Source organism: Pantoea agglomerans, assembly GCF_021397715.1.
Lineage (GTDB): Bacteria > Pseudomonadota > Gammaproteobacteria > Enterobacterales > Enterobacteriaceae > Pantoea > Pantoea astica.
Map to the genome: position 1 here is coordinate 2,398,780 of NZ_CP090207.1, position 17,952 is coordinate 2,416,731.

At 54.6% G+C, this 17,952-nt stretch carries 19 protein-coding genes and 5 tRNA genes; 16 read left to right on the plus strand and 8 right to left on the minus strand.

Annotation, left to right across the window (positions count from 1 at the left end; genetic code table 11):
- Positions 1 to 73: 73 nt before the first annotated feature.
- Both LZU96_RS11410 and LZU96_RS11415 read right to left on the minus strand, forming a co-directional pair.
- A complete protein-coding gene (locus tag LZU96_RS11410; protein ID WP_233984457.1) occupies positions 74 to 970 on the minus strand; it encodes an aldo/keto reductase in 897 nt (298 codons plus the stop codon).
- Between the two features lie 68 nt (positions 971 to 1,038).
- Entirely contained in the window at positions 1,039 to 1,278 is a 240-nt protein-coding gene (locus LZU96_RS11415; protein WP_233984458.1) for a DUF1289 domain-containing protein, read from the minus strand.
- A 177-nt stretch (positions 1,279 to 1,455) separates the two neighbouring features.
- Here LZU96_RS11415 and LZU96_RS11420 point away from each other — a divergent pair, with 177 nt between their 5' ends.
- The 4 genes from LZU96_RS11420 (at position 1,456) to rnt (ending at position 4,513) form a co-directional block, all read left to right on the plus strand.
- The gene (locus LZU96_RS11420) at positions 1,456 to 2,052 is read left to right on the plus strand and encodes a TetR/AcrR family transcriptional regulator (RefSeq protein ID WP_233984459.1); all 597 of its coding nucleotides are present in this window, start codon (positions 1,456 to 1,458) and stop codon (positions 2,050 to 2,052) included.
- Between the two features lie 50 nt (positions 2,053 to 2,102).
- Positions 2,103 to 3,200 (plus strand): alkene reductase, encoded by a 1,098-nt coding sequence (locus tag LZU96_RS11425; protein WP_233984460.1) that lies wholly within the window; start codon positions 2,103 to 2,105, stop codon positions 3,198 to 3,200.
- Between the two features lie 120 nt (positions 3,201 to 3,320).
- Positions 3,321 to 3,728 (plus strand): lactoylglutathione lyase, encoded by a 408-nt coding sequence (gloA, locus tag LZU96_RS11430; protein ID WP_031375718.1) that lies wholly within the window; start codon positions 3,321 to 3,323, stop codon positions 3,726 to 3,728.
- Positions 3,729 to 3,847: 119 nt separating this feature from the next.
- Positions 3,848 to 4,513 (plus strand): ribonuclease T, encoded by a 666-nt coding sequence (gene rnt, locus LZU96_RS11435; protein WP_233984461.1) that lies wholly within the window; start codon positions 3,848 to 3,850, stop codon positions 4,511 to 4,513.
- Positions 4,514 to 4,568: 55 nt separating this feature from the next.
- On the opposite strand, the gene LZU96_RS11440 is transcribed toward rnt, so the two are convergent.
- Positions 4,569 to 4,904: a Grx4 family monothiol glutaredoxin gene (locus LZU96_RS11440; protein WP_208612774.1), complete on the minus strand. Its 336-nt coding sequence runs from the start codon at positions 4,902 to 4,904 to the stop codon at positions 4,569 to 4,571.
- 363 nt (positions 4,905 to 5,267) lie between these two features.
- On the opposite strand from LZU96_RS11440, the gene LZU96_RS11445 reads away from it, so the two are divergent.
- Positions 5,268 to 6,053, plus strand: a complete 786-nt coding sequence (locus LZU96_RS11445) for a C40 family peptidase (protein WP_233984462.1) — start codon at positions 5,268 to 5,270, stop codon at positions 6,051 to 6,053.
- A 58-nt stretch (positions 6,054 to 6,111) separates the two neighbouring features.
- Here LZU96_RS11445 and LZU96_RS11450 read toward each other — a convergent pair whose 3' ends face one another.
- Positions 6,112 to 6,201 (minus strand): YnhF family membrane protein, encoded by a 90-nt coding sequence (locus tag LZU96_RS11450; RefSeq protein ID WP_095707274.1) that lies wholly within the window; start codon positions 6,199 to 6,201, stop codon positions 6,112 to 6,114.
- 281 nt (positions 6,202 to 6,482) lie between these two features.
- Here LZU96_RS11450 and purR point away from each other — a divergent pair, with 281 nt between their 5' ends.
- Positions 6,483 to 7,508, plus strand: coding sequence for an HTH-type transcriptional repressor PurR (gene purR, locus LZU96_RS11455; RefSeq protein WP_233984463.1), 1,026 nt, complete (start codon positions 6,483 to 6,485; stop codon positions 7,506 to 7,508).
- Here the strand turns inward: purR and punR are convergent.
- Entirely contained in the window at positions 7,505 to 8,410 is a 906-nt protein-coding gene (gene punR / locus LZU96_RS11460; RefSeq protein ID WP_233984464.1) for a DNA-binding transcriptional activator PunR, read from the minus strand. The genes purR and punR overlap by 4 nt on opposite strands.
- A 106-nt stretch (positions 8,411 to 8,516) precedes the next feature.
- Between punR and punC the strand changes: the two genes are divergently transcribed.
- On the plus strand, positions 8,517 to 9,719 hold the full coding sequence (punC, locus tag LZU96_RS11465) for a purine nucleoside transporter PunC (protein WP_233984465.1): 1,203 nt from the start codon (positions 8,517 to 8,519) through the stop codon (positions 9,717 to 9,719).
- A gap of 311 nt (positions 9,720 to 10,030) precedes the next feature.
- Complete coding sequence (gene cfa / locus LZU96_RS11470) at positions 10,031 to 11,179, plus strand: cyclopropane fatty acyl phospholipid synthase (protein ID WP_233984466.1); 1,149 nt, start codon at positions 10,031 to 10,033, stop codon at positions 11,177 to 11,179.
- Between the two features lie 57 nt (positions 11,180 to 11,236).
- Here cfa and LZU96_RS11475 read toward each other — a convergent pair whose 3' ends face one another.
- A complete protein-coding gene (locus tag LZU96_RS11475) occupies positions 11,237 to 11,896 on the minus strand; it encodes a riboflavin synthase subunit alpha (protein ID WP_233984467.1) in 660 nt (219 codons plus the stop codon).
- Positions 11,897 to 12,101: 205 nt separating this feature from the next.
- Here LZU96_RS11475 and LZU96_RS11480 point away from each other — a divergent pair, with 205 nt between their 5' ends.
- The 8 genes from LZU96_RS11480 (at position 12,102) to LZU96_RS11515 (ending at position 16,361) form a co-directional block, all read left to right on the plus strand.
- Positions 12,102 to 13,475: an MATE family efflux transporter gene (locus LZU96_RS11480; RefSeq protein ID WP_233984468.1), complete on the plus strand. Its 1,374-nt coding sequence runs from the start codon at positions 12,102 to 12,104 to the stop codon at positions 13,473 to 13,475.
- A 153-nt stretch (positions 13,476 to 13,628) separates the two neighbouring features.
- Positions 13,629 to 13,705: transfer RNA gene (locus tag LZU96_RS11485), tRNA-Val, on the plus strand.
- Between the two features lie 3 nt (positions 13,706 to 13,708).
- Positions 13,709 to 13,785: transfer RNA gene (locus tag LZU96_RS11490), tRNA-Val, on the plus strand.
- Positions 13,786 to 13,807: 22 nt separating this feature from the next.
- Positions 13,808 to 13,884, plus strand: a tRNA-Val gene (locus LZU96_RS11495).
- Positions 13,885 to 13,887: 3 nt separating this feature from the next.
- Positions 13,888 to 13,964, plus strand: a tRNA-Val gene (locus LZU96_RS11500).
- Positions 13,965 to 13,986: 22 nt separating this feature from the next.
- Positions 13,987 to 14,063: transfer RNA gene (locus LZU96_RS11505), tRNA-Val, on the plus strand.
- A 344-nt stretch (positions 14,064 to 14,407) separates the two neighbouring features.
- The gene (pykF, locus tag LZU96_RS11510; protein ID WP_233984469.1) at positions 14,408 to 15,820 is read left to right on the plus strand and encodes a pyruvate kinase PykF; all 1,413 of its coding nucleotides are present in this window, start codon (positions 14,408 to 14,410) and stop codon (positions 15,818 to 15,820) included.
- A gap of 304 nt (positions 15,821 to 16,124) precedes the next feature.
- Positions 16,125 to 16,361, plus strand: a complete 237-nt coding sequence (locus tag LZU96_RS11515) for a major outer membrane lipoprotein (protein ID WP_009090492.1) — start codon at positions 16,125 to 16,127, stop codon at positions 16,359 to 16,361.
- 79 nt (positions 16,362 to 16,440) lie between these two features.
- Here LZU96_RS11515 and LZU96_RS11520 read toward each other — a convergent pair whose 3' ends face one another.
- Together LZU96_RS11520 and sufE are read right to left on the minus strand one after the other, a co-directional pair.
- Complete coding sequence (locus LZU96_RS11520; RefSeq protein ID WP_233984470.1) at positions 16,441 to 17,466, minus strand: L,D-transpeptidase family protein; 1,026 nt, start codon at positions 17,464 to 17,466, stop codon at positions 16,441 to 16,443.
- A gap of 56 nt (positions 17,467 to 17,522) precedes the next feature.
- Positions 17,523 to 17,939 (minus strand): cysteine desulfuration protein SufE, encoded by a 417-nt coding sequence (sufE, locus tag LZU96_RS11525; RefSeq protein WP_233984471.1) that lies wholly within the window; start codon positions 17,937 to 17,939, stop codon positions 17,523 to 17,525.
- Positions 17,940 to 17,952: the final 13 nt, after the last annotated feature.

Here is a 17,952-nt window from a genome sequence, read left to right on the forward strand (position 1 = left end):
GTTGGTACCAGGGTATGGCATAAGCCTGGTACCGGTTGCGCTATTCTGCCGAAGATTGACGCAGTTTTACGCTTCAGGGCACATCGAAGCCTAACGCAGCCTTGCGGATGCGGAACCATTGCTGACGGTTCAGGGTCAGGTTTACCGCCGCGGCTGCTTCAGTGACGCGCGCCGTTTTGCCTGATCCGATAATCGGCAGCGGCTTGCTCGGCAGCATCATAATCCACGCATACACTACCTGCTCCATGCTGCTGGCACCGGTCTCCTGGCGTATCACCTCCAGTTCGTCACGCAGTGGCTGATAGTGAGGATCGTTAAACAGCCGTCCGCCGCCCAGACAGGACCAGGCCATCGGCCGGAAACGTAACTGCTGACACTGATCGAGCGTGCCGTCCATCAGCAGATTTTGCTGCACCGGCGAGATCTCCAGCTGGTTAGTGACCAGGGAAAATGGCAGACGGGACTGCAGCAGCGCGAATTGCGCTGGCGTGAAGTTAGAGACGCCTGCGTTCAGCACTTTGCCACTCTGGTGCAGCGTCATAAAGGCCTCGGCGACCTCGTCGGCCTCCATCAGCGGATCGGGACGGTGAATCAGCAGCAAATCAAGGCGATCGGTGCCGAAATGGCGCAGCGAATTTTCCGCACTCTGAATGATATGCGCTTTATCCGTATTGTAATGGCCGATCCGATGCTCAGGCCGGGCGCGGGTTGCAATCCCGCATTTGGTGACGATCTGCAGCCGTTCGCGCAGTCCTGGCGCCAGCTTCAGCGCCTCGCCAAATGCCGCTTCGCACTGATAATCACCATAGATATCCGCGTGGTCGACGGTGGTGATGCCGAGGCTCAGGTGATGCTCAATAAATGCCACTCGTTGCTGGGGCGACATCCCCCACTCCATCAGCCGCCAGTAACCCATAATGAGCGGTGAAAAATCCGGACCCTGCGACGCGATGGCTTGCGGTTGTAACATAACGATCTCCCTGTGGCACGATGGCTGGAATAAAGGTGTCAGAGAGTATAACGGAAACCGCCACGTCGTCAGAACAAGCTCGGTTGATGCGGATCAAGCGGCTCCTCTTTCTTCTGTTGCCGCAGCAGTCGCAGGCGGCGCTGGTGACAGAGACGCAGCACCTCACGCTTCTGCGTGTCGCTGAAGCGCATCCAGTTGAACCGCTCTTCGCGGCTGCGTAAACATCCCAGACAGTAGCCGCGGGCATCGCTCTCGCAGATGCCACGACAGGGACTGGGAACCGGGAAAAACTCAAGCTGCTCGGCCACCACGACTCCCGTGTTAAAGATGAAACGGACTATTGAAGAGATCTTAGCCTGTTTGTGCAACAAAGAAGCAATATCTGTTACCCGATTCTTGCTGTTCACCGTCACGGAGTGAACACTCTGTGCCAAAAGCGACTCGCCCGATTGCATTAGACCGACTGGTCTACTAATCTCCCTGTCATGAACAAGACGCAACCACGCAATGAAACCCGCGAACATCTGCTCCGTATTGGTGAGCAGCTTTGTCTGCAACGGGGTTTCACCGGAATGGGGCTGAGCGAACTGCTGACCCTGGCGGAAGTGCCGAAAGGCTCTTTCTACTATTACTTCCGTTCCAAAGAGACCTTTGGCGTGGCGCTGCTGGAGCGCTACTTTGCACGCTTCCTGCAGGATGTTGAGCTTCAGCTGAATCAGCCCGATGGCACGCCGCGTGAGCGTCTGCTGAACCATTTTCGGGCTGCTGAGCAGCTGTTTACCCAGCAGGGACACATTGTGGGCTGTCTCGGCGTCAAGGTATCGGCAGAGGTCTGCGATCTCTCTGAACCGATGCGCGACGCGCTGCAACAGGGCGCAGCAAAAATTACCGCGCTCTATGCAGAGACGCTGAGTGCCGCTGCTCAGCAGGAGTCGCTGGCATTGCCGCATCCTCCGGCGCAAATGGCCGAACTGTTGTCGCTGTTGTGGCTCGGTGCGAGCTTACAAAGCAAGATTTCCCGTGAGCCGCAGCCGCTGCGGCTGGCATTACGTACCATCGAACAGTGGCTGAAAATCCACTGATTTTTAAAAAAAGTGTTTGTAGACGACTGGTCTACTAATCAGGAGCTAACATGGCGAGTACCCAGCTGTTTCGTCCGCTGAAAGTCGGCGCAATTACCGTGCCAAACCGCGTTTTTATGGCACCACTGACCCGTCTGCGCAGCATTGAGCCAGGCGATATTCCTACTCCGATGATGGGCGAATATTATCGCCAGCGCGCCAGCGCCGGTTTGATCATTACTGAAGCCACCCAGATCTCTTTCCAGGCGAAAGGCTATGCCGGCGCACCAGGCCTGCATACTCAACCGCAGATTGCGGCGTGGAAAGCGATTAACGAAGGCGTGCATCAGGCGGGCGGACACACGGCGGTACAGCTGTGGCACACCGGCCGTATCTCACATAACAGCGTCCAGCCAGAAGGTAAAGCCCCGGTTGCGCCATCGGCCCTTGCTGCCGGTACCCGCACTTCACTGCGTGCCGCTGACGGCAGCGTCTACCGCGAAGAAACTTCGGTACCTCGTGAGCTGACGGTGGCTGAGATTCAGCAGATCGTCGCCGATTTCGGTCAGGCCGCCGCCAATGCGCGTGAAGCCGATTTCGACCTGCTGGAACTGCACTCCGCACATGGTTACCTGATCCATCAGTTCCTGGCACCTGGCTCTAACCAGCGTACCGACGAATATGGCGGCAGCATCGAGAAGCGTGGCCGTTTTGCGCTGGAAGTGGTTGATGCGGTGATCGCTAACTGGTCAGCTGACCGCATTGGTATCCGCGTATCGCCTATCGGCAGCTTCCAGAATCTGGATAACGGTCCGGATGAGGAAGAAGCAGCGCTGTGGTACATCGGTGAGCTGGCAAAACGCAATATCGCTTACCTGCACCTCTCCGAGCCAGACTGGGCTGGCGGCAAGCCGTACAGCGATGCCTTCCGTGAGAAAGTGCGTAACCTGTTCCCTGGCGCGATCATTGGCGCAGGTGCTTATACCGTTGAGAAAGCGGACGATCTGATCGCCCGCGGCCTGATCGATGCGGTGGCGTTTGGTCGTGATTATATCGCGAACCCGGATCTGGTGGAGCGCCTGCAGCAGGATGCGCCGCTGAACCCGCAACGTCCGGAAAGTTTCTACGGCGGCGGTGCTGAAGGCTATATCGATTACCCGACGCTGTAATCTTCTTACAGGCTGCCATCCGGGAAGATGATGGCAGCCATTATTCACTGGCGATTTTGATCGCTATACTTAGCGCTGGTGTCATCCGGCGATGGCGTTTTGATTATTAAAGAGGATGTTATGCGTTTACTTCATACCATGCTGCGCGTTGGCGATCTGCAACGTTCGATCGATTTCTACACCCGTGTGCTGGGCATGCGCGTGCTGCGTCAGAGCGAAAACACCGAATACAAATATACGCTGGCCTTTGTGGGCTATACCGAAGAGAGCGAAGGTGCAGTCATCGAGCTGACCTACAACTGGGGCGTGGATAAATATGACCTCGGCAATGCTTACGGACACATTGCGCTGGGCGTTGATGATGTGGCTGCGGCCTGCGAACGCATCCGTAACGATGGCGGCAACGTCACGCGTGAAGCGGGTCCGGTGAAAGGCGGCTCGACCATCATTGCCTTTGTTGAAGATCCCGATGGTTACAAAATCGAACTGATCGAAAACAAACACGCCGGTCACGGCCTGGGCAACTAAGCCTGCTCTTCAGCCTGCCCTGCCGGGTGGGCTGATCTTCTCTGCTCCTCTTCATCTGCTGCACCCGGGCCCGTTTTTTGCCATAATGCGCGCTGCCCTTTTTCTGCAATGAGATCCTGATGTCTGAATCGAATTCCCCCCATGCACTCAATCAACGTTTCCGTGGCTTCTATCCGGTGGTCATCGACGTGGAAACCGCCGGTTTCAACGCGCAGACTGACGCGCTGCTGGAGATCGCGGCCACCACGCTGAAAATGGATGAAGAGGGTTGGATCCATCTCGACCAGACGCTGCATTTTCACGTTGAACCTTTTGTCGGCTCGCTGCTGCATCCTGAAGCGCTGGCATTTACCGGCATCGATCCCAGTAACCCGCTGCGCGGCGCAGTGAGTGAATATGAAGCGCTGCACGCCATCTTTAAGATGGTGCGTAAAGGCATTAAGGATACCGGCTGTAATCGCGCCATTATGGTGGCGCACAACGCCACTTTCGATCTCAACTTTATGAATGCCGCCGCCGAACGCGCCAGCCTGAAACGCAATCCGTTTCACCCGTTCGCCACCTTTGATACCGCGGCGCTGAGCGGACTGGTGCTGGGTCAGACGGTGCTGGCGAAAGCCTGTAAAGCGGCAGGAATGGATTTTGACAGTACCCAGGCGCACTCGGCGCTGTACGATACCCAGCAGACCGCTATTTTGTTCTGTGAACTGGTGAATCGCTGGAAGCGACTGGGTGGATGGCCGCTGCCGTTTGCTGAAGGCGAGCCATCAGCGACCGCTGACTGAAGAACCGGCAATGAAAGACAATGAAAAAGGCCGACATCGCGTCGGCCTTTCTGTTTTATTCCGCTTCTTTAAACTTCTCTGCGGTCTCTTTGATCAGCGACTGCAGTTCACCGCGCTGGAACATCTCGACGATGATGTCACATCCGCCGACCAGCTCGCCATCAATCCACAGCTGTGGAAAGGTTGGCCAGTTGGCATATTTCGGCAGCTCTGCACGAATGTCCGGGTTCTGCAGAATATCCACGTAAGCAAAACGCTCACCGCAGGCTGACAGCGCCTGAACCGCCTGCGCAGAGAAACCGCAGCTTGGCAGTTTCGGTGAACCTTTCATGAACAGCAGGATCGGGTTTTCTGCGATCTGGCGCTGAATTTTTTCTACAGTACTCATAATTGCCTTCCTTAATTCGTCACTTCGTGTTTGTTTATTGTAGCGACTTCGCACCAGGACTGAAAACGAGATTTTACCGCTGCCGGATTAAATCGCCATGTTTGTTAAGTCCGCTCATCAGCCCTGATGCCACCCGGTTATTAACGGCCAGTAACATATTAATAGTTTGCAATAGTTTTGCCGATATAAGACGCTGAAAATGTTCATTTTCAACGCAATTGCGTGAGGCCGAAAGATTAATAAAAAAAGGCGTTACTGTTTTCAAACGAACTGGACTAGAATGGCATCGGCGCTGATCCTGGATCAGATTATTCCCAACTTTGTCGCGGTGCGTAGTGGCCCTGACAACTTAACTAAAACCGGACTATGCGTTTAATCATTACGCTTTTCATTCTTGCCTTTGCGCAACTGTTCTTTAACATCGCTTCTGCCTCACCGCAGGCGCCGGTGAATGTCAGTTCGCATAAAGCAGAGAAAAAGAGTGCGCGCGAAGATGAGCGCCGCAAGCGTCGCCCGCTGAAAACGGCGGCAAAGAAAACACGCGTCAGTCCGGTTCAGAAGCTCAAAGTCAAAAAACAGAAAAAAAGCGAACTCACCGCCAGCCATCTTCCCGCTAAGAAAAGTAAAACCTCCCTGAAAACGGCCAGTAAAAAACGCTACGGCCACCAGCGTTCGCTTAAAACCGTTGACGCCAGCAGCAGTGACACCGGCACCATTAAAATGAGCAAGTCACATCGTCAGCGTTACCAGAAAGCGCGCGAAACGGCGATGACCAAGTTGATGGGCCAGTTGGGCAAACCTTATCAATGGGGTGGCACCTCACCGCATACCGGTTTTGATTGCAGCGGCCTGGTCTGGTACGCCTATAAAGATTTGGTCAAGTTCAAGATCCCGCGCACCGCCAATGAGATGTTCCATCTGCGCGACGCCGCGCCGGTTAAACGTGAGTCACTGGAGAAAGGCGATTTAGTCTTTTTCCGCATCAATGGCCGCGGCACCGCCGATCACGTTGGGGTTTATCTCGGCAACGGCAAATTCATTCAGTCACCGCGTACCGGCAAAGATATTCAGATCAGTGCGCTGGGTGAAGACTACTGGCAGCGCCACTATATTGGTGCGCGTCGGGTCATGACGCCAAAGACCATTCGCTAACGCAGCCGTTGAGCGATCGCCAGACAGCAAAAAGCCGGGCCATGCCCGGCTTTTTCGATCAGTGCAGAATCGCGGTGAAGCTAAAAGCGACAATCATCAGCAGGCAGCCGACGGTAGTCATCAGCGCCAGTTTCAAATCGGTACTCATTTAACTCTCCTTAGTCACAATTTTTGTGGGGTTAAGCCATTTTCCCACAGGACCGGGTAAAAATCTCGTTTTATCCGCCCAGCCTTGTTAGAATCCTGCCTTTGTTGCGCAACGCGCGCAGCCCCGGTTCCGTTTGCTCTCTTTTCAGGCGCTCATTACCCGCCAGTCGCCCTGTTTACCGGTCAGAAAACCTGCATAATTGCGCAGAAAACCCTGAGCAGACGCAAACGTTTAACATTATGCTTATCATTGCGTTAGATAAGCCCTGGAGTCCGATTTTAATGGCAACAATTAAAGATGTGGCAAAACGCGCCGGCGTCTCAACGACCACCGTTTCGCACGTCATCAATAAAACGCGTTTTGTCGCTGAAGAGACGCGCAACGCCGTCTGGCAGGCGATTCAGGAACTGCACTATTCGCCGAGCGCCGTGGCGCGCAGCCTGAAGGTGAATCACACCAAAACGCTGGGCCTGCTGGCGACTTCCAGCGAAGCGCCCTACTTTGCTGAAATTATTGAAGCAGTGGAAAACCACTGTTTCGACAAAGGCTATACCCTGATTCTGGGTAATGCGCACAATGATCTGCAGAAGCAGCGCGCCTATCTCAGCATGATGGCGCAAAAGCGCGTCGATGGGCTGCTGGTGATGTGCTCTGAGTATCCGGACGATCTGCTGAAAATGCTGGAAGAGAACCGTAACATCCCGATGGTGGTAATGGACTGGGGCGAATCCCGCGCCGACTTTACCGACACGGTGCTGGACAATGCGTTTCAGGGCGGTTATCTCGCCGGGCGTTATCTGATTGAGCGTGGCCATCGCGAGATTGGCGCCATCCCCGGCCAGATGGAGCGCAACACCGGTGGCGGACGTCACGCCGGCTTCCTGAAGGCACTGGAAGAAGCGGGTATTCAGCCGCGTGCCGAGTGGATTGTTCAGGGTGACTTTGAACCTGAATCGGGCTATCAGGCAATGCAGCAGATCCTGTCGCAGAAACAGCGCCCGACCGCGGTGTTCTGTGGTGGCGATATCATGGCGATGGGGGCGATTTGCGCCGCCGATGAGATGGGATTGCGCGTGCCGCAGGACATTTCGGTGATCGGCTATGACAATGTGCGCAACGCGCGCTACTTCGCGCCGGCGCTGACCACCGTTCATCAGCCGAAAGCGCAGCTGGGTGAGAAAGCGCTGGAGATGTTGCTGGATCGCATCACCAGCAAACGTGAGATTTCTCAGACCATCGAAGTGCATCCAACCCTGATTGAACGTCGTTCCGTAGCTGATGGTCCGTTCCGCGACTACCGCCGTTAATCTTCGCTTAACCACTCCTGATTAAGCGTTTGCGCATCACCCAAATAGCTGAGTAACCAGCCGGTCGCCGGTGATGCGCGATCTTCCGCCCAGCTGACACAACAGGGACTCTCCGGAAAAGCCACCGGCAGGATCAGCTCCACCAACGCGCCACTGTCCAGCAACGGCCGGGCCAGATGACCAGGCACCATCGCCACGCACAATCCCGCCAGTACGCAATCCAGCCCGGTCTGCCATTCCGGCACCACCAGCCGACGCTGGTTGTCGAGCGTCCACGTCATCCGGCGTGGCAGCGCGCGCGAAGTATCTTCCAGAACCAGCGACGGCCAGCTGCGCAGGGTATCGTCATCTATCTGGCTCACTTCCGTCAGCGGATGGTGGTTCGCGACTACGCAGCGCCAGTTGAGCGTCCCCATATCGCGAAAGGCAAAGCGGCCGCCGACCGGGATCGCCTGAGTCGCGCCGATAGCAACCTCCACCCGGCCATCCGCCAGCGCATCCCAGACGCCGTTGAACACTTCATAACTGATGTGCAACTCCATGTCAGGAAAGTGCCGGTAAAAATCCTTCACTAATTGTCGGGTACGCTGCGGCTTGACGATACAGTCCACCGCAATACTTAACTGCCCGCGCCAGCCGTTGGCCAGCTGCTGACACTGGCGGCGGGTGGCGAGCATTTTTTTGATGACGCTGCGCCCTTCCCGGACAAAATGCTCTCCCGCAGGGGTTAATACCACCTCACGATGCTGACGTTCAAACAGCGGAACCGCCAGCCAGGTCTCCAGCTGGCGCACCGTGTAGCTGATAGCCGACGGCACCCGATGCAGCTCCTGCGCCGCCGCGCTGAAGCTGCCACCGCGCGCCACGGCATCCACCACTTCTAACGCATATTCTGACCACATATTCTGCCTTCAAATTTTTTAACAGCAATCGGCAAATATTAGCGTTTCACAGCGGCAAACGCACCTTTTACACTCTGCCGCGTTCAACCTGCAAAATGAGAATCAGATGTCACCGTCAAAAGGATTTATGCCTTATCTCGCTCTGCTGAGCATGCTGGGCTTTTTAGCCACCGATATGTACCTGCCCGCGTTTGGCGCGATGCAGCAAACTTTCAATACCTCGCCTGGCCTGATCAGTGCCAGCATGAGCCTGTTCCTGGCCGGTTTTGCCTGCGGTCAGCTGTTCTGGGGTCCGCTCTCCGATCGCATCGGGCGTAAGCCGGTGCTGCTGGCCGGACTGGCGCTGTTCGCCGTCGGCTGCGCCGGTATGCTGTGGGTAGAGGATATTTATCTGATGCTGGCGCTGCGCTTTGTTCAGGCGATTGGCGTCTGTGCGGCCGCTGTCAGCTGGCAGGCGCTGGTGGTCGATCGCTATCCGGCCGCACGTGCTAATAAGTTGTTTGCCACCATCATGCCGCTGGTGGCGCTTTCGCCAGCCCTGGCACCGCTATTAGGCGCGTGGCTGATTGGTCATTTCCACTGGCGTTCGATCTTCCTGGTGCTGACGCTGATTGCGCTGGCCTTGATCCTCACGACGCTGCGCCTGCCGTCGGGCCGCAAAGCAACGGGCAACCAGGGCGCAAATCCGGGCTTTTTTACCCTGCTTAAATCCCGGGTTTACAGTGGTAACGTGCTGATTTATTCCGCCTGTTCCGCCAGCTTTTTCGCCTGGCTGACCGGCTCACCCTTTATTCTGGCCGATCTGGGCCTGTCGCCCGCCGATATTGGTCTGAGTTATCTGCCGCAGACGATTGCCTTCCTGATTGGTGGCTTCGGCTGCCGTGCCCTGCTCAACCGTTATAAAGGGGCGCAGCTGCTGCCGTGGCTGCTGGCGGTCTACAGTCTGAGCATCCTAGCGCTGTTTGCCGTCGCACTCTCCGGCCACAGTACGCTGCTGAGCCTGCTGCTGCCGTTCTGCGGCATGGCGCTGGCTAACGGTGCTATCTATCCGATTGTGGTCTCCGCCGCACTGATGCCTTTCCCGGATGCGACCGGTAAAGCCGCTGCGCTGCAGAATACGCTACAGCTGGGATTATGCTTTGCCGCCAGCCTGGCCGTCTCCGCCGGATTAACCCAGCCACTGCTGACCACAACCCTGATAATGGCCCTGACCATTCTGCTCGCCCTGCTCGGCTTCGCGCTGCAGCGGGTGACAAACGCACAATCTGATGTTGCCACCCCCACGACCGCCTGCCAGGATAATCACTGAGGCAATGATTTTTAGTTAGCAACCTAACAATAAGTCATTGAATATTGACCCGCGTGAGAATATACTCATTCGGGTCAATAATTCTGCTACAAATCAACAACATAATAACGTAACAAACTGATTGGCAACCGGGTTGCCGGGATGGCGTCTGCGCGCGCGTTACTGTTACCGTGCCTGATGCTTTTGAACCGTTTCAATCCTCTGTATCACGCCAGATCTCTGGTTTACGGAGTCATCCGTGACTTTTCTCAATTCCTGAAGAAATTGACTATTCTTTTTCAGGTTAAGATTGGACAGGTGGTGGAGAAGCTATGAGTTCATCGTATGTAGAAGAAGTGAGCCTCGAAGAAAACCATTGGTATCGCATCGTTCACGAATTGCTGGAAAAAGCGGATATCGAAATTAATGGCTCACGGAGCTGGGATATTCAGGTGAAAAATCCTGACTTCTTTAAACGTGTCCTGCAGGAAGGATCGCTGGGTCTGGGCGAGAGTTATATGGATGGCTGGTGGGAATGCGATCGGCTGGATATATTTTTCCACCACGTACTCAAACATAAACTGGATCAGCAACTCCCTCATCACTTTAAAGATACGCTGCGTATTGCCGCGGCGCGCTTAACTAATCTCCAGTCGAAAAAACGCGCCTGGATTGTCGGTAAAGAGCATTACGATTTAGGAAACGATTTGTTTTCTCTGATGCTTGATCCCTATATGCAGTACTCCTGCGGCTACTGGAAAGAGGCCACGACGCTGGCCGCTGCGCAGGAAGCGAAGCTGGATATGATCTGCCGTAAATTAGGGCTGGAGCCTGGCATGTCGCTGCTGGATATTGGCTGCGGCTGGGGAGGACTGGCCGAATTTGCCGCCCGTCATTATGGCGTGAAAGTACACGGCGTTACCATTTCCGCCGAACAGCAGAAGCTGGCACAACAGCGTTGTGAAGGTTTAGACGTCACTATTTTATTGCAAGATTATCGCGACCTGAATGAGCAGTTTGACCGTATTGTCTCGGTTGGCATGTTTGAACATGTCGGACCGAAAAATTACGCCACCTATTTCGATGTCGTGGACCGTAATTTAAAGCCAGACGGTATTTTCCTGCTGCATACTATCGGTGCGATTAAAACCGATATGAATGTTGATCCCTGGATCGATAAATATATTTTCCCGAATGGTTGTCTGCCTTCCGTTCGACATATTGCTGACGCCAGCGAGCCCCATTTTATTCTGGAAGACTGGCATAACTTTGGCGCCGATTACGACACGACCCTGATGGCGTGGCATGAGCGCTTTATCCAGGCCTGGCCGCAACTGGCGGAGAGCTACGGCGAACGTTTTAAACGCATGTTCTCCTACTATCTCAACGCCTGTGCCGGTGCGTTTCGCGCCCGTGATATTCAGTTATGGCAGGTAGTATTCAGTCGGGGTGTGGAAGGCGGATTACGCGTGGCGCGTTGATGCGGCGGCTGAGCAAGATTAAAAACAGAAAAAAAGGCGCTGATGCGCCTTATTTTTTTATTCCTGCGCGGCAGGCTTTCCGGCCAGCATAGCTACCGTCCCGGCGGCATCCCGTTGTGCGAGGACCCGCTCAACGGTATCGACGATCGCCTGGGTATGCGGATCAATCTCGATGTTAACCCGGTCGCCAAAGGTTTTGGCGCCTAACGTAGTGCGTTCCAGCGTTTCCGGAATCAGATAGACGCAGAATTTGGTTTTGGTCACGTCCCCTACCGTCAGGCTAATGCCGTCGATGCCGACAAAGCCTTTGTGCAGGATATATTTCATCTGGGTCGGGTCCTGAATTTTAAACCACACTTCGCGGTTGTGTTCCGACTGGATAATTTTGCAGATCTCAGCCGTGGTCATAATATGACCGGACATCAGGTGTCCGCCTATTTCATCGCTGAATTTTGCGGCACGCTCGATATTGACCACATCGCCCTGACGTAAATCGCCGAGGTTGGTGACACGCAGGGTCTCTTTAATTAAATCAAAACTGACCCGATCGCCCTCAATAGCCGTTACGGTTAAGCAACAGCCGTTGTGCGCCACGGAGGCGCCCAGTGCCAGGCCTGGCAATAATTCTGCCGGCATCCTGATGGTGTGGGTGCGGAACAGCTCTTTCTCTTCAATGGACACTATTTCTGCGGTGCCCTGCACAATACCGGTAAACATAGTCTTTGCCTCTGCGAAGTTTGCGCTAGTTTATCACAGCTCACGTCCGCTGTTCGCTTTCAGCCAGCGGTGTTGCCTGACAGCAGAGTAAATCGCATGCAGTGACAAAGATTGGCGAATCCGGTCCTGACAGTTACACTAGCGGACGCAATTCCTGGGGCTTTTCTGACCCCGTCATTATTTTATTAACTATTCAGGTGTTAACGTGCAGAAGTATTTAACAGAAGCGCGTCAATTGCTTGCCCTTGCGATCCCGGTCATCCTTGCTCAGGTGGCTCAAACCGCAATGGGCTTTGTGGATACCATTATGGCCGGCGCCGTCAGCGCCACGGATATGGCCGCCGTTGCTGTCGGCACCTCTATCTGGCTTCCGGCCATTCTGTTTGGTCATGGTCTTCTGCTTGCATTGACGCCCACGGTTGCGCAACTCAACGGCTCTGGCCGCCGCGAACGTATCGCCGAGCAAATTCGTCAGGGCTACTGGCTGGCATTTTTTGTTTCGCTGTTGATCATGGTGGTGTTGTGGAACGCCGGTTATTTAATCCGGGCGATGCACGATATCGATCCGCTGCTGGCGCAGAAAGCAGAAGGTTACCTGCATGCGCTGCTGTTTGGCGCACCGGGCTACCTGTTCTTCCAGGTGCTGCGTAATCAGTGCGAAGGCCTGTCGAAAACCAAACCGGGTATGGTGCTGGGTTTTCTCGGGCTGATGGTGAATATCCCGCTTAACTATATCTTTATCTACGGTCACTTCGGTATGCCAGCGCTGGGCGGTGTCGGCTGCGGCGTGGCAACAGCCTCGGTTTACTGGGTGATGTTCATCTGTATGCGTTTCTGGATCCGCCGGATGGGCGCCATGCGGGATATCCATCTGGTCAGTCGCTGGTCTGCGCCGTCACGGCCTATTCTGACCCGTCTGATGACGCTGGGCTTGCCGGTGGCGCTGGCGCTGTTCTTTGAGGTGACGCTGTTTGCCGTGGTGGCGCTGCTGGTCTCTCCGCTGGGAATCGTTGACGTTGCCGGACATCAGATTGCACTGAACTTCAGCTCACTGATGTTTGTTATGCCGCTGTCGCTTGGCGTCGCCACCACTATCCGGGTCGGCTATCGTCTGGGTCAGGGATCGACTGAACAGGCGAAGGTGGCCGCCTGGACTGCGCAGGGCGTCGGCATCAGCATGGCGGCGATGACCGCGCTGTTTACCGTCACCTTCCGGCATCAGATCGCCCTGCTCTATAACGACAATCCGGAAGTGGTGACGCTGGCGGCGCAGCTGATGCTGCTGGCGGCGATCTATCAGTTCTCCGATTCGATCCAGGTGATTGGCAGCGGTATTCTGCGTGGCTACAAAGATACCCGCTCGATCTTTTTTATCACCTTTATCGCCTACTGGCTGCTTGGTCTGCCGGCCGGTTATCTGCTGGCGCTCACTGACTGGCTGGTGCCACGCATGGGGCCAGCGGGATTCTGGTGCGGCTTCATTATCGGGCTGACATCCGCGGCGGTAATGATGCTTTGGCGAATCAGGCGTCTGCAGCAGTCACCTGCCGAGGTGATCCTGACGCGCGCGGCGCGCTAACCGGTTGAGCGGGCGGTAAAAGGCTCGCGACGCCTAAAAAAACGACGCATAGCACAGTTGCTACTCAGTCACGGTGAAAAAACGCTTTTTCTCCTTGCCAGCCTCACCGACTGCCGTTAATATTCGTCCCCGCTGTCGCCCAGACAGCGTGTTGCGCTCTTAGCTCAGTTGGTTAGAGCACCACCTTGACATGGTGGGGGTCGATGGTTCGAGTCCATTAGAGCGCACCAAGTGCGTCCGTAGCTCAGTTGGTTAGAGCACCACCTTGACATGGTGGGGGTCGGTGGTTCGAGTCCACTCGGACGCACCAATATTCAATATGCATTCAGTATGCGCTCTTAGCTCAGTTGGTTAGAGCACCACCTTGACATGGTGGGGGTCGATGGTTCGAGTCCATTAGAGCGCACCAAGTGCGTCCGTAGCTCAGTTGGTTAGAGCACCACCTTGACATGGTGGGGGTCGGTGGTTCGAGTCCACTCGGACGCACCAATATTCAATATGCATTCAGTATGCGCTCTTAGCTCAGTTGGTTAGAGCACCACCTTGACATGGTGGGGGTCGATGGTTCGAGTCCATTAGAGCGCACCACTTTCAGAATTCCTTCAGCTTGCGCAACTCCACTTTTATTGATCTGCATCGCTTCCCCCTTCTGCTTTTTGATTGGTTTTCGCATACTTAGCGTCTATACTGTGCCGCGTTGTCCACTTGAAAGGTTTCAGCGATCACGTGCCTATTGCGATAACTCAGATAATTTGCGCAACAATAATGAGGTGGTTACCCGGCGTAACCGCACAACTTCCCTGCACGCCTGGCCTTCGTCACCTATTCTTACTCTGTACAGCCCGTTTCGATTTCAAACAGTATTCTCACTTCGATGCATTGCCATCGGATTTCGCCCTTTATCATCCATCACAACTTACAGATAACCTGTCATGAAAAAGACTAAGATCGTTTGTACTATCGGCCCGAAAACCGAATCAGAAGAGATGCTGACCCAGCTGCTGGAAGCCGGCATGAATGTTATGCGTCTTAACTTCTCCCACGGCGATTATGCCGAGCACGGTCAGCGCATCACCAATATGCGTGCCGTGATGGAAAAAACCGGTCGTCAGGCGGCTATCCTGCTGGATACCAAAGGCCCTGAAATCCGCACCATGAAACTGGAAGGCGGAAATGATGCGCCGTTGAAAGCGGGTCAGACCTTTACCTTTACCACCGACCAGAGCGTGATCGGTAACAGCGAGCGCGTTGCGGTCACCTACCCTGGCTTTACCGCTGACCTGAAAATCGGCAACACCGTGCTGGTCGATGATGGCTTGATCGGAATGGAAGTGACCGAAGTCACTGAAAATACCGTGGTGTGTAAAGTGCTGAACAACGGCGACCTTGGTGAAAACAAAGGCGTTAACCTGCCTGGCGTTTCAATCCAGTTGCCAGCGCTGGCCGAAAAAGATAAGCGCGACCTGATTTTCGGTTGCGAGCAAGGCGTTGATTTCGTGGCGGCCTCTTTCATCCGTAAACGCTCAGACGTGCTGGAAATTCGCGAGCACCTGAAGCAGCACGGCGGTGAGAACATCCAGATCATCTCCAAAATCGAAAACCAGGAAGGCCTGAACAACTTCGACGAAATTCTCGAAGCCTCTGATGGCATCATGGTAGCGCGTGGCGACCTGGGCGTTGAGATCCCGGTTGAAGAAGTGATCTTCGCTCAGAAGATGATGATCAAGAAGTGTAATAAAGCGCGCAAAGTGGTGATTACCGCTACCCAGATGCTTGACTCGATGATCAAGAACCCACGCCCTACCCGTGCTGAAGCGGGCGACGTGGCAAACGCCATCCTCGACGGCACCGATGCGGTAATGCTCTCTGGCGAAAGCGCCAAGGGTAAATACCCGCTTGAGTCGGTCACCATCATGGCGACCATCTGTGAGCGTACCGACCGCGTGATGAAGTCACGTATCGATAGCCAGAACGACACCCGCAAGCTGCGTATCACCGAAGCGGTCTGCCGCGGTGCCGTTGAAACGGCTGAGAAGCTGGAAGCACCACTGATTGTGGTTGCCACCGAAGGCGGTAAATCTGCCAAGGCCGTGCGTAAATACTTCCCGAACGCCACCATCCTGGCGCTGACCACCAATCCGACCACTGCGCGTCAGCTGATCCTGAGTAAAGGGATTGAGACTCGTCTGGTCACTGAGATTGCCTCTACCGATGATTTCTATCGTCTGGGTAAAGAAGCGGCGCTGGAAAGCGGCTACGGTCAGAAAGGTGATGTGGTGGTGCTGGTCTCTGGTGCATTAGTACCAAGCGGAACTACCAACACCGCCTCAGTACACGTACTGTAAAACACTTTTTGCTCTTTATTTTAAGGCGCCTTTCATGGGCGCTTTTTTTTATTTGTACTTAATACAAATAGCGGAAAATTCCAATCGAAAATAACTATTCAAATACACTTTATATTAAGGTTAATCCGATTAAATCTCTCTGTTTTCGCTAAATTTTTTTATCATCTACTGCGATCCGCTGCTTCTTTGAGCGAACGATCAAATTTAAGCATCTTCTCATCAAAAATTTATTCTCAACTTAAAAAGCTTTGTGTAATACTTGTAACGCTACATGGAGATTAACTCAATCTAGAGGGTATAAATAATGAATCGTACTAAACTGGTACTGGGCGCGGTAGTTCTGGCTTCAACTCTGCTGGCTGGTTGCTCAAGCAACGCTAAAATCGACCAGCTGTCTTCAGACGTTCAGACTCTGAACGCTAAAGTTGACCAGCTGAGCAACGACGTGAACGCAGTGCGTTCAGACGTTCAGGCTGCTAAAGATGACGCAGCTCGCGCTAACCAGCGTCTGGACAACCAGGCTCACTCTTACCGTAAGTAAGAGTTCTGGTTTAAAAATGGCGCCTTTAAGGCGCCATTTTTTTTGCTTTGCATTTACGCGGTTTCCCGCGTTAATCCTTTCAGGGCGTGGCCGTTTCGGCTTTAGCCTCATCGACTGGCGCAGCAGAGGCTGATGAAGGCGTCTCCCGCCCTGCTGGCGGCGTTGTCTCGCTCCGGACCGGCTCACCATTGCTGACCAGTACCGGCATCCCTGAGCGGCGCGCTAAGGTCGCTTTAATCAGTGCGCTATCGCTCTCTTCGCTTTTAATAAACTTTTTCAGTCCGGTAGTCAGCGCTAACGGCATAGTTTGCGGATCGTCCTTATCGCTATGCGACAGGGGCTGATGCACCTCAACGTAGCGTTTACCGTCAGGCTCCACCGCATATTTCACCGGCTGATTGATAATCTGAACCCGCGTCCCTTTCGGTACCGAATTAAACAGCGCTTCGATATCCTCTGAACGCAGGCGGATACAACCGGAGCTGACACGCATACCAATACCAAACTTCGCATTGGTGCCGTGGATCAGATACTGGCCGCTGCCGCGCGCCAGACGCATGGCAAACAGCCCCATCGGGTTGTCGGGCCCGGCAGGCACCACTGCAGGCAGCGTCACGCCCTCTTTGGCATAGCGTTTACGAATGTTCTGAGTCGGCGTCCAGGTGGGATTCGGTATTTTCTGACTGATTTGGGTCACCATCACCGGCGTCGCCGCGCCCAGCTGACCAATCCCGATTGGATAGACGATCACCTTGTCTTCGCCTTTGGGATAGTAGTAGAGACGCAGTTCGGCCAGATTCACCACAATGCCTTCACGGGGTGTGTCGGGCAGCAACATCTGCAGCGGTACGGTCAGTTGCGTGCCGGCTTTCGGCAGCCAGGGATCGGTGCCGGGATTGGCCTCCAGCATGCCGAGCAGACCAACCTGGTAGCGGGCGGCGATCTCTTCCAGTGGACGTTTGTCGTCAGGAACCTGAGTCAGGACGTTTTCGCCAATCAGGCGACTGTCAGGCGGCGGTAGCGGGTATTCCGTGGCAAAAGCGGGTGCAGAGAGCCCAAAGCAGGTCAGCAGCAGTGCACCGGCTAAACGTAAAGCAGGTTTCATGCAATTTTCTCGTCAGATAAAAAAACAGACGCCGGTTGGCGTCTGTCGAGTGTAGCTTAGCTGAGGTTCTGAGCGGTATGGCGAATAGACCGAATCATCGCTTCCAGCCCCTGCGACCGGGTCGGCGTCAGGTGCTGCATCAGTGCCAGTTCGCCAAACCAGTGGCGTACATCCAGCGCGACAATTTCAGCGGGCGGCAGATTCTGATAAAGGCTAAATACGATAGCAATCAGACCTTTAACAATCGCGGCGTCACTGTCACCTTCAAAGGCGATGGTGCCATCTTCCTGCGGTGTCATCCTGATCCACACCTGGCTCTGGCAGCCTGAAATGGCATTTTCCGGCTGGTGTAAGGTTTCAGATGATTCCGGAAGTTTTGACCCCAGCTCAATGATGTAGAGGTACTTCTCTTCCCAGTTGGCGCAACGATTAAAGTTACGCACCAGTTTCTCTTTTTCTGGCAAATTCGCCATCGGTTACTCCGTT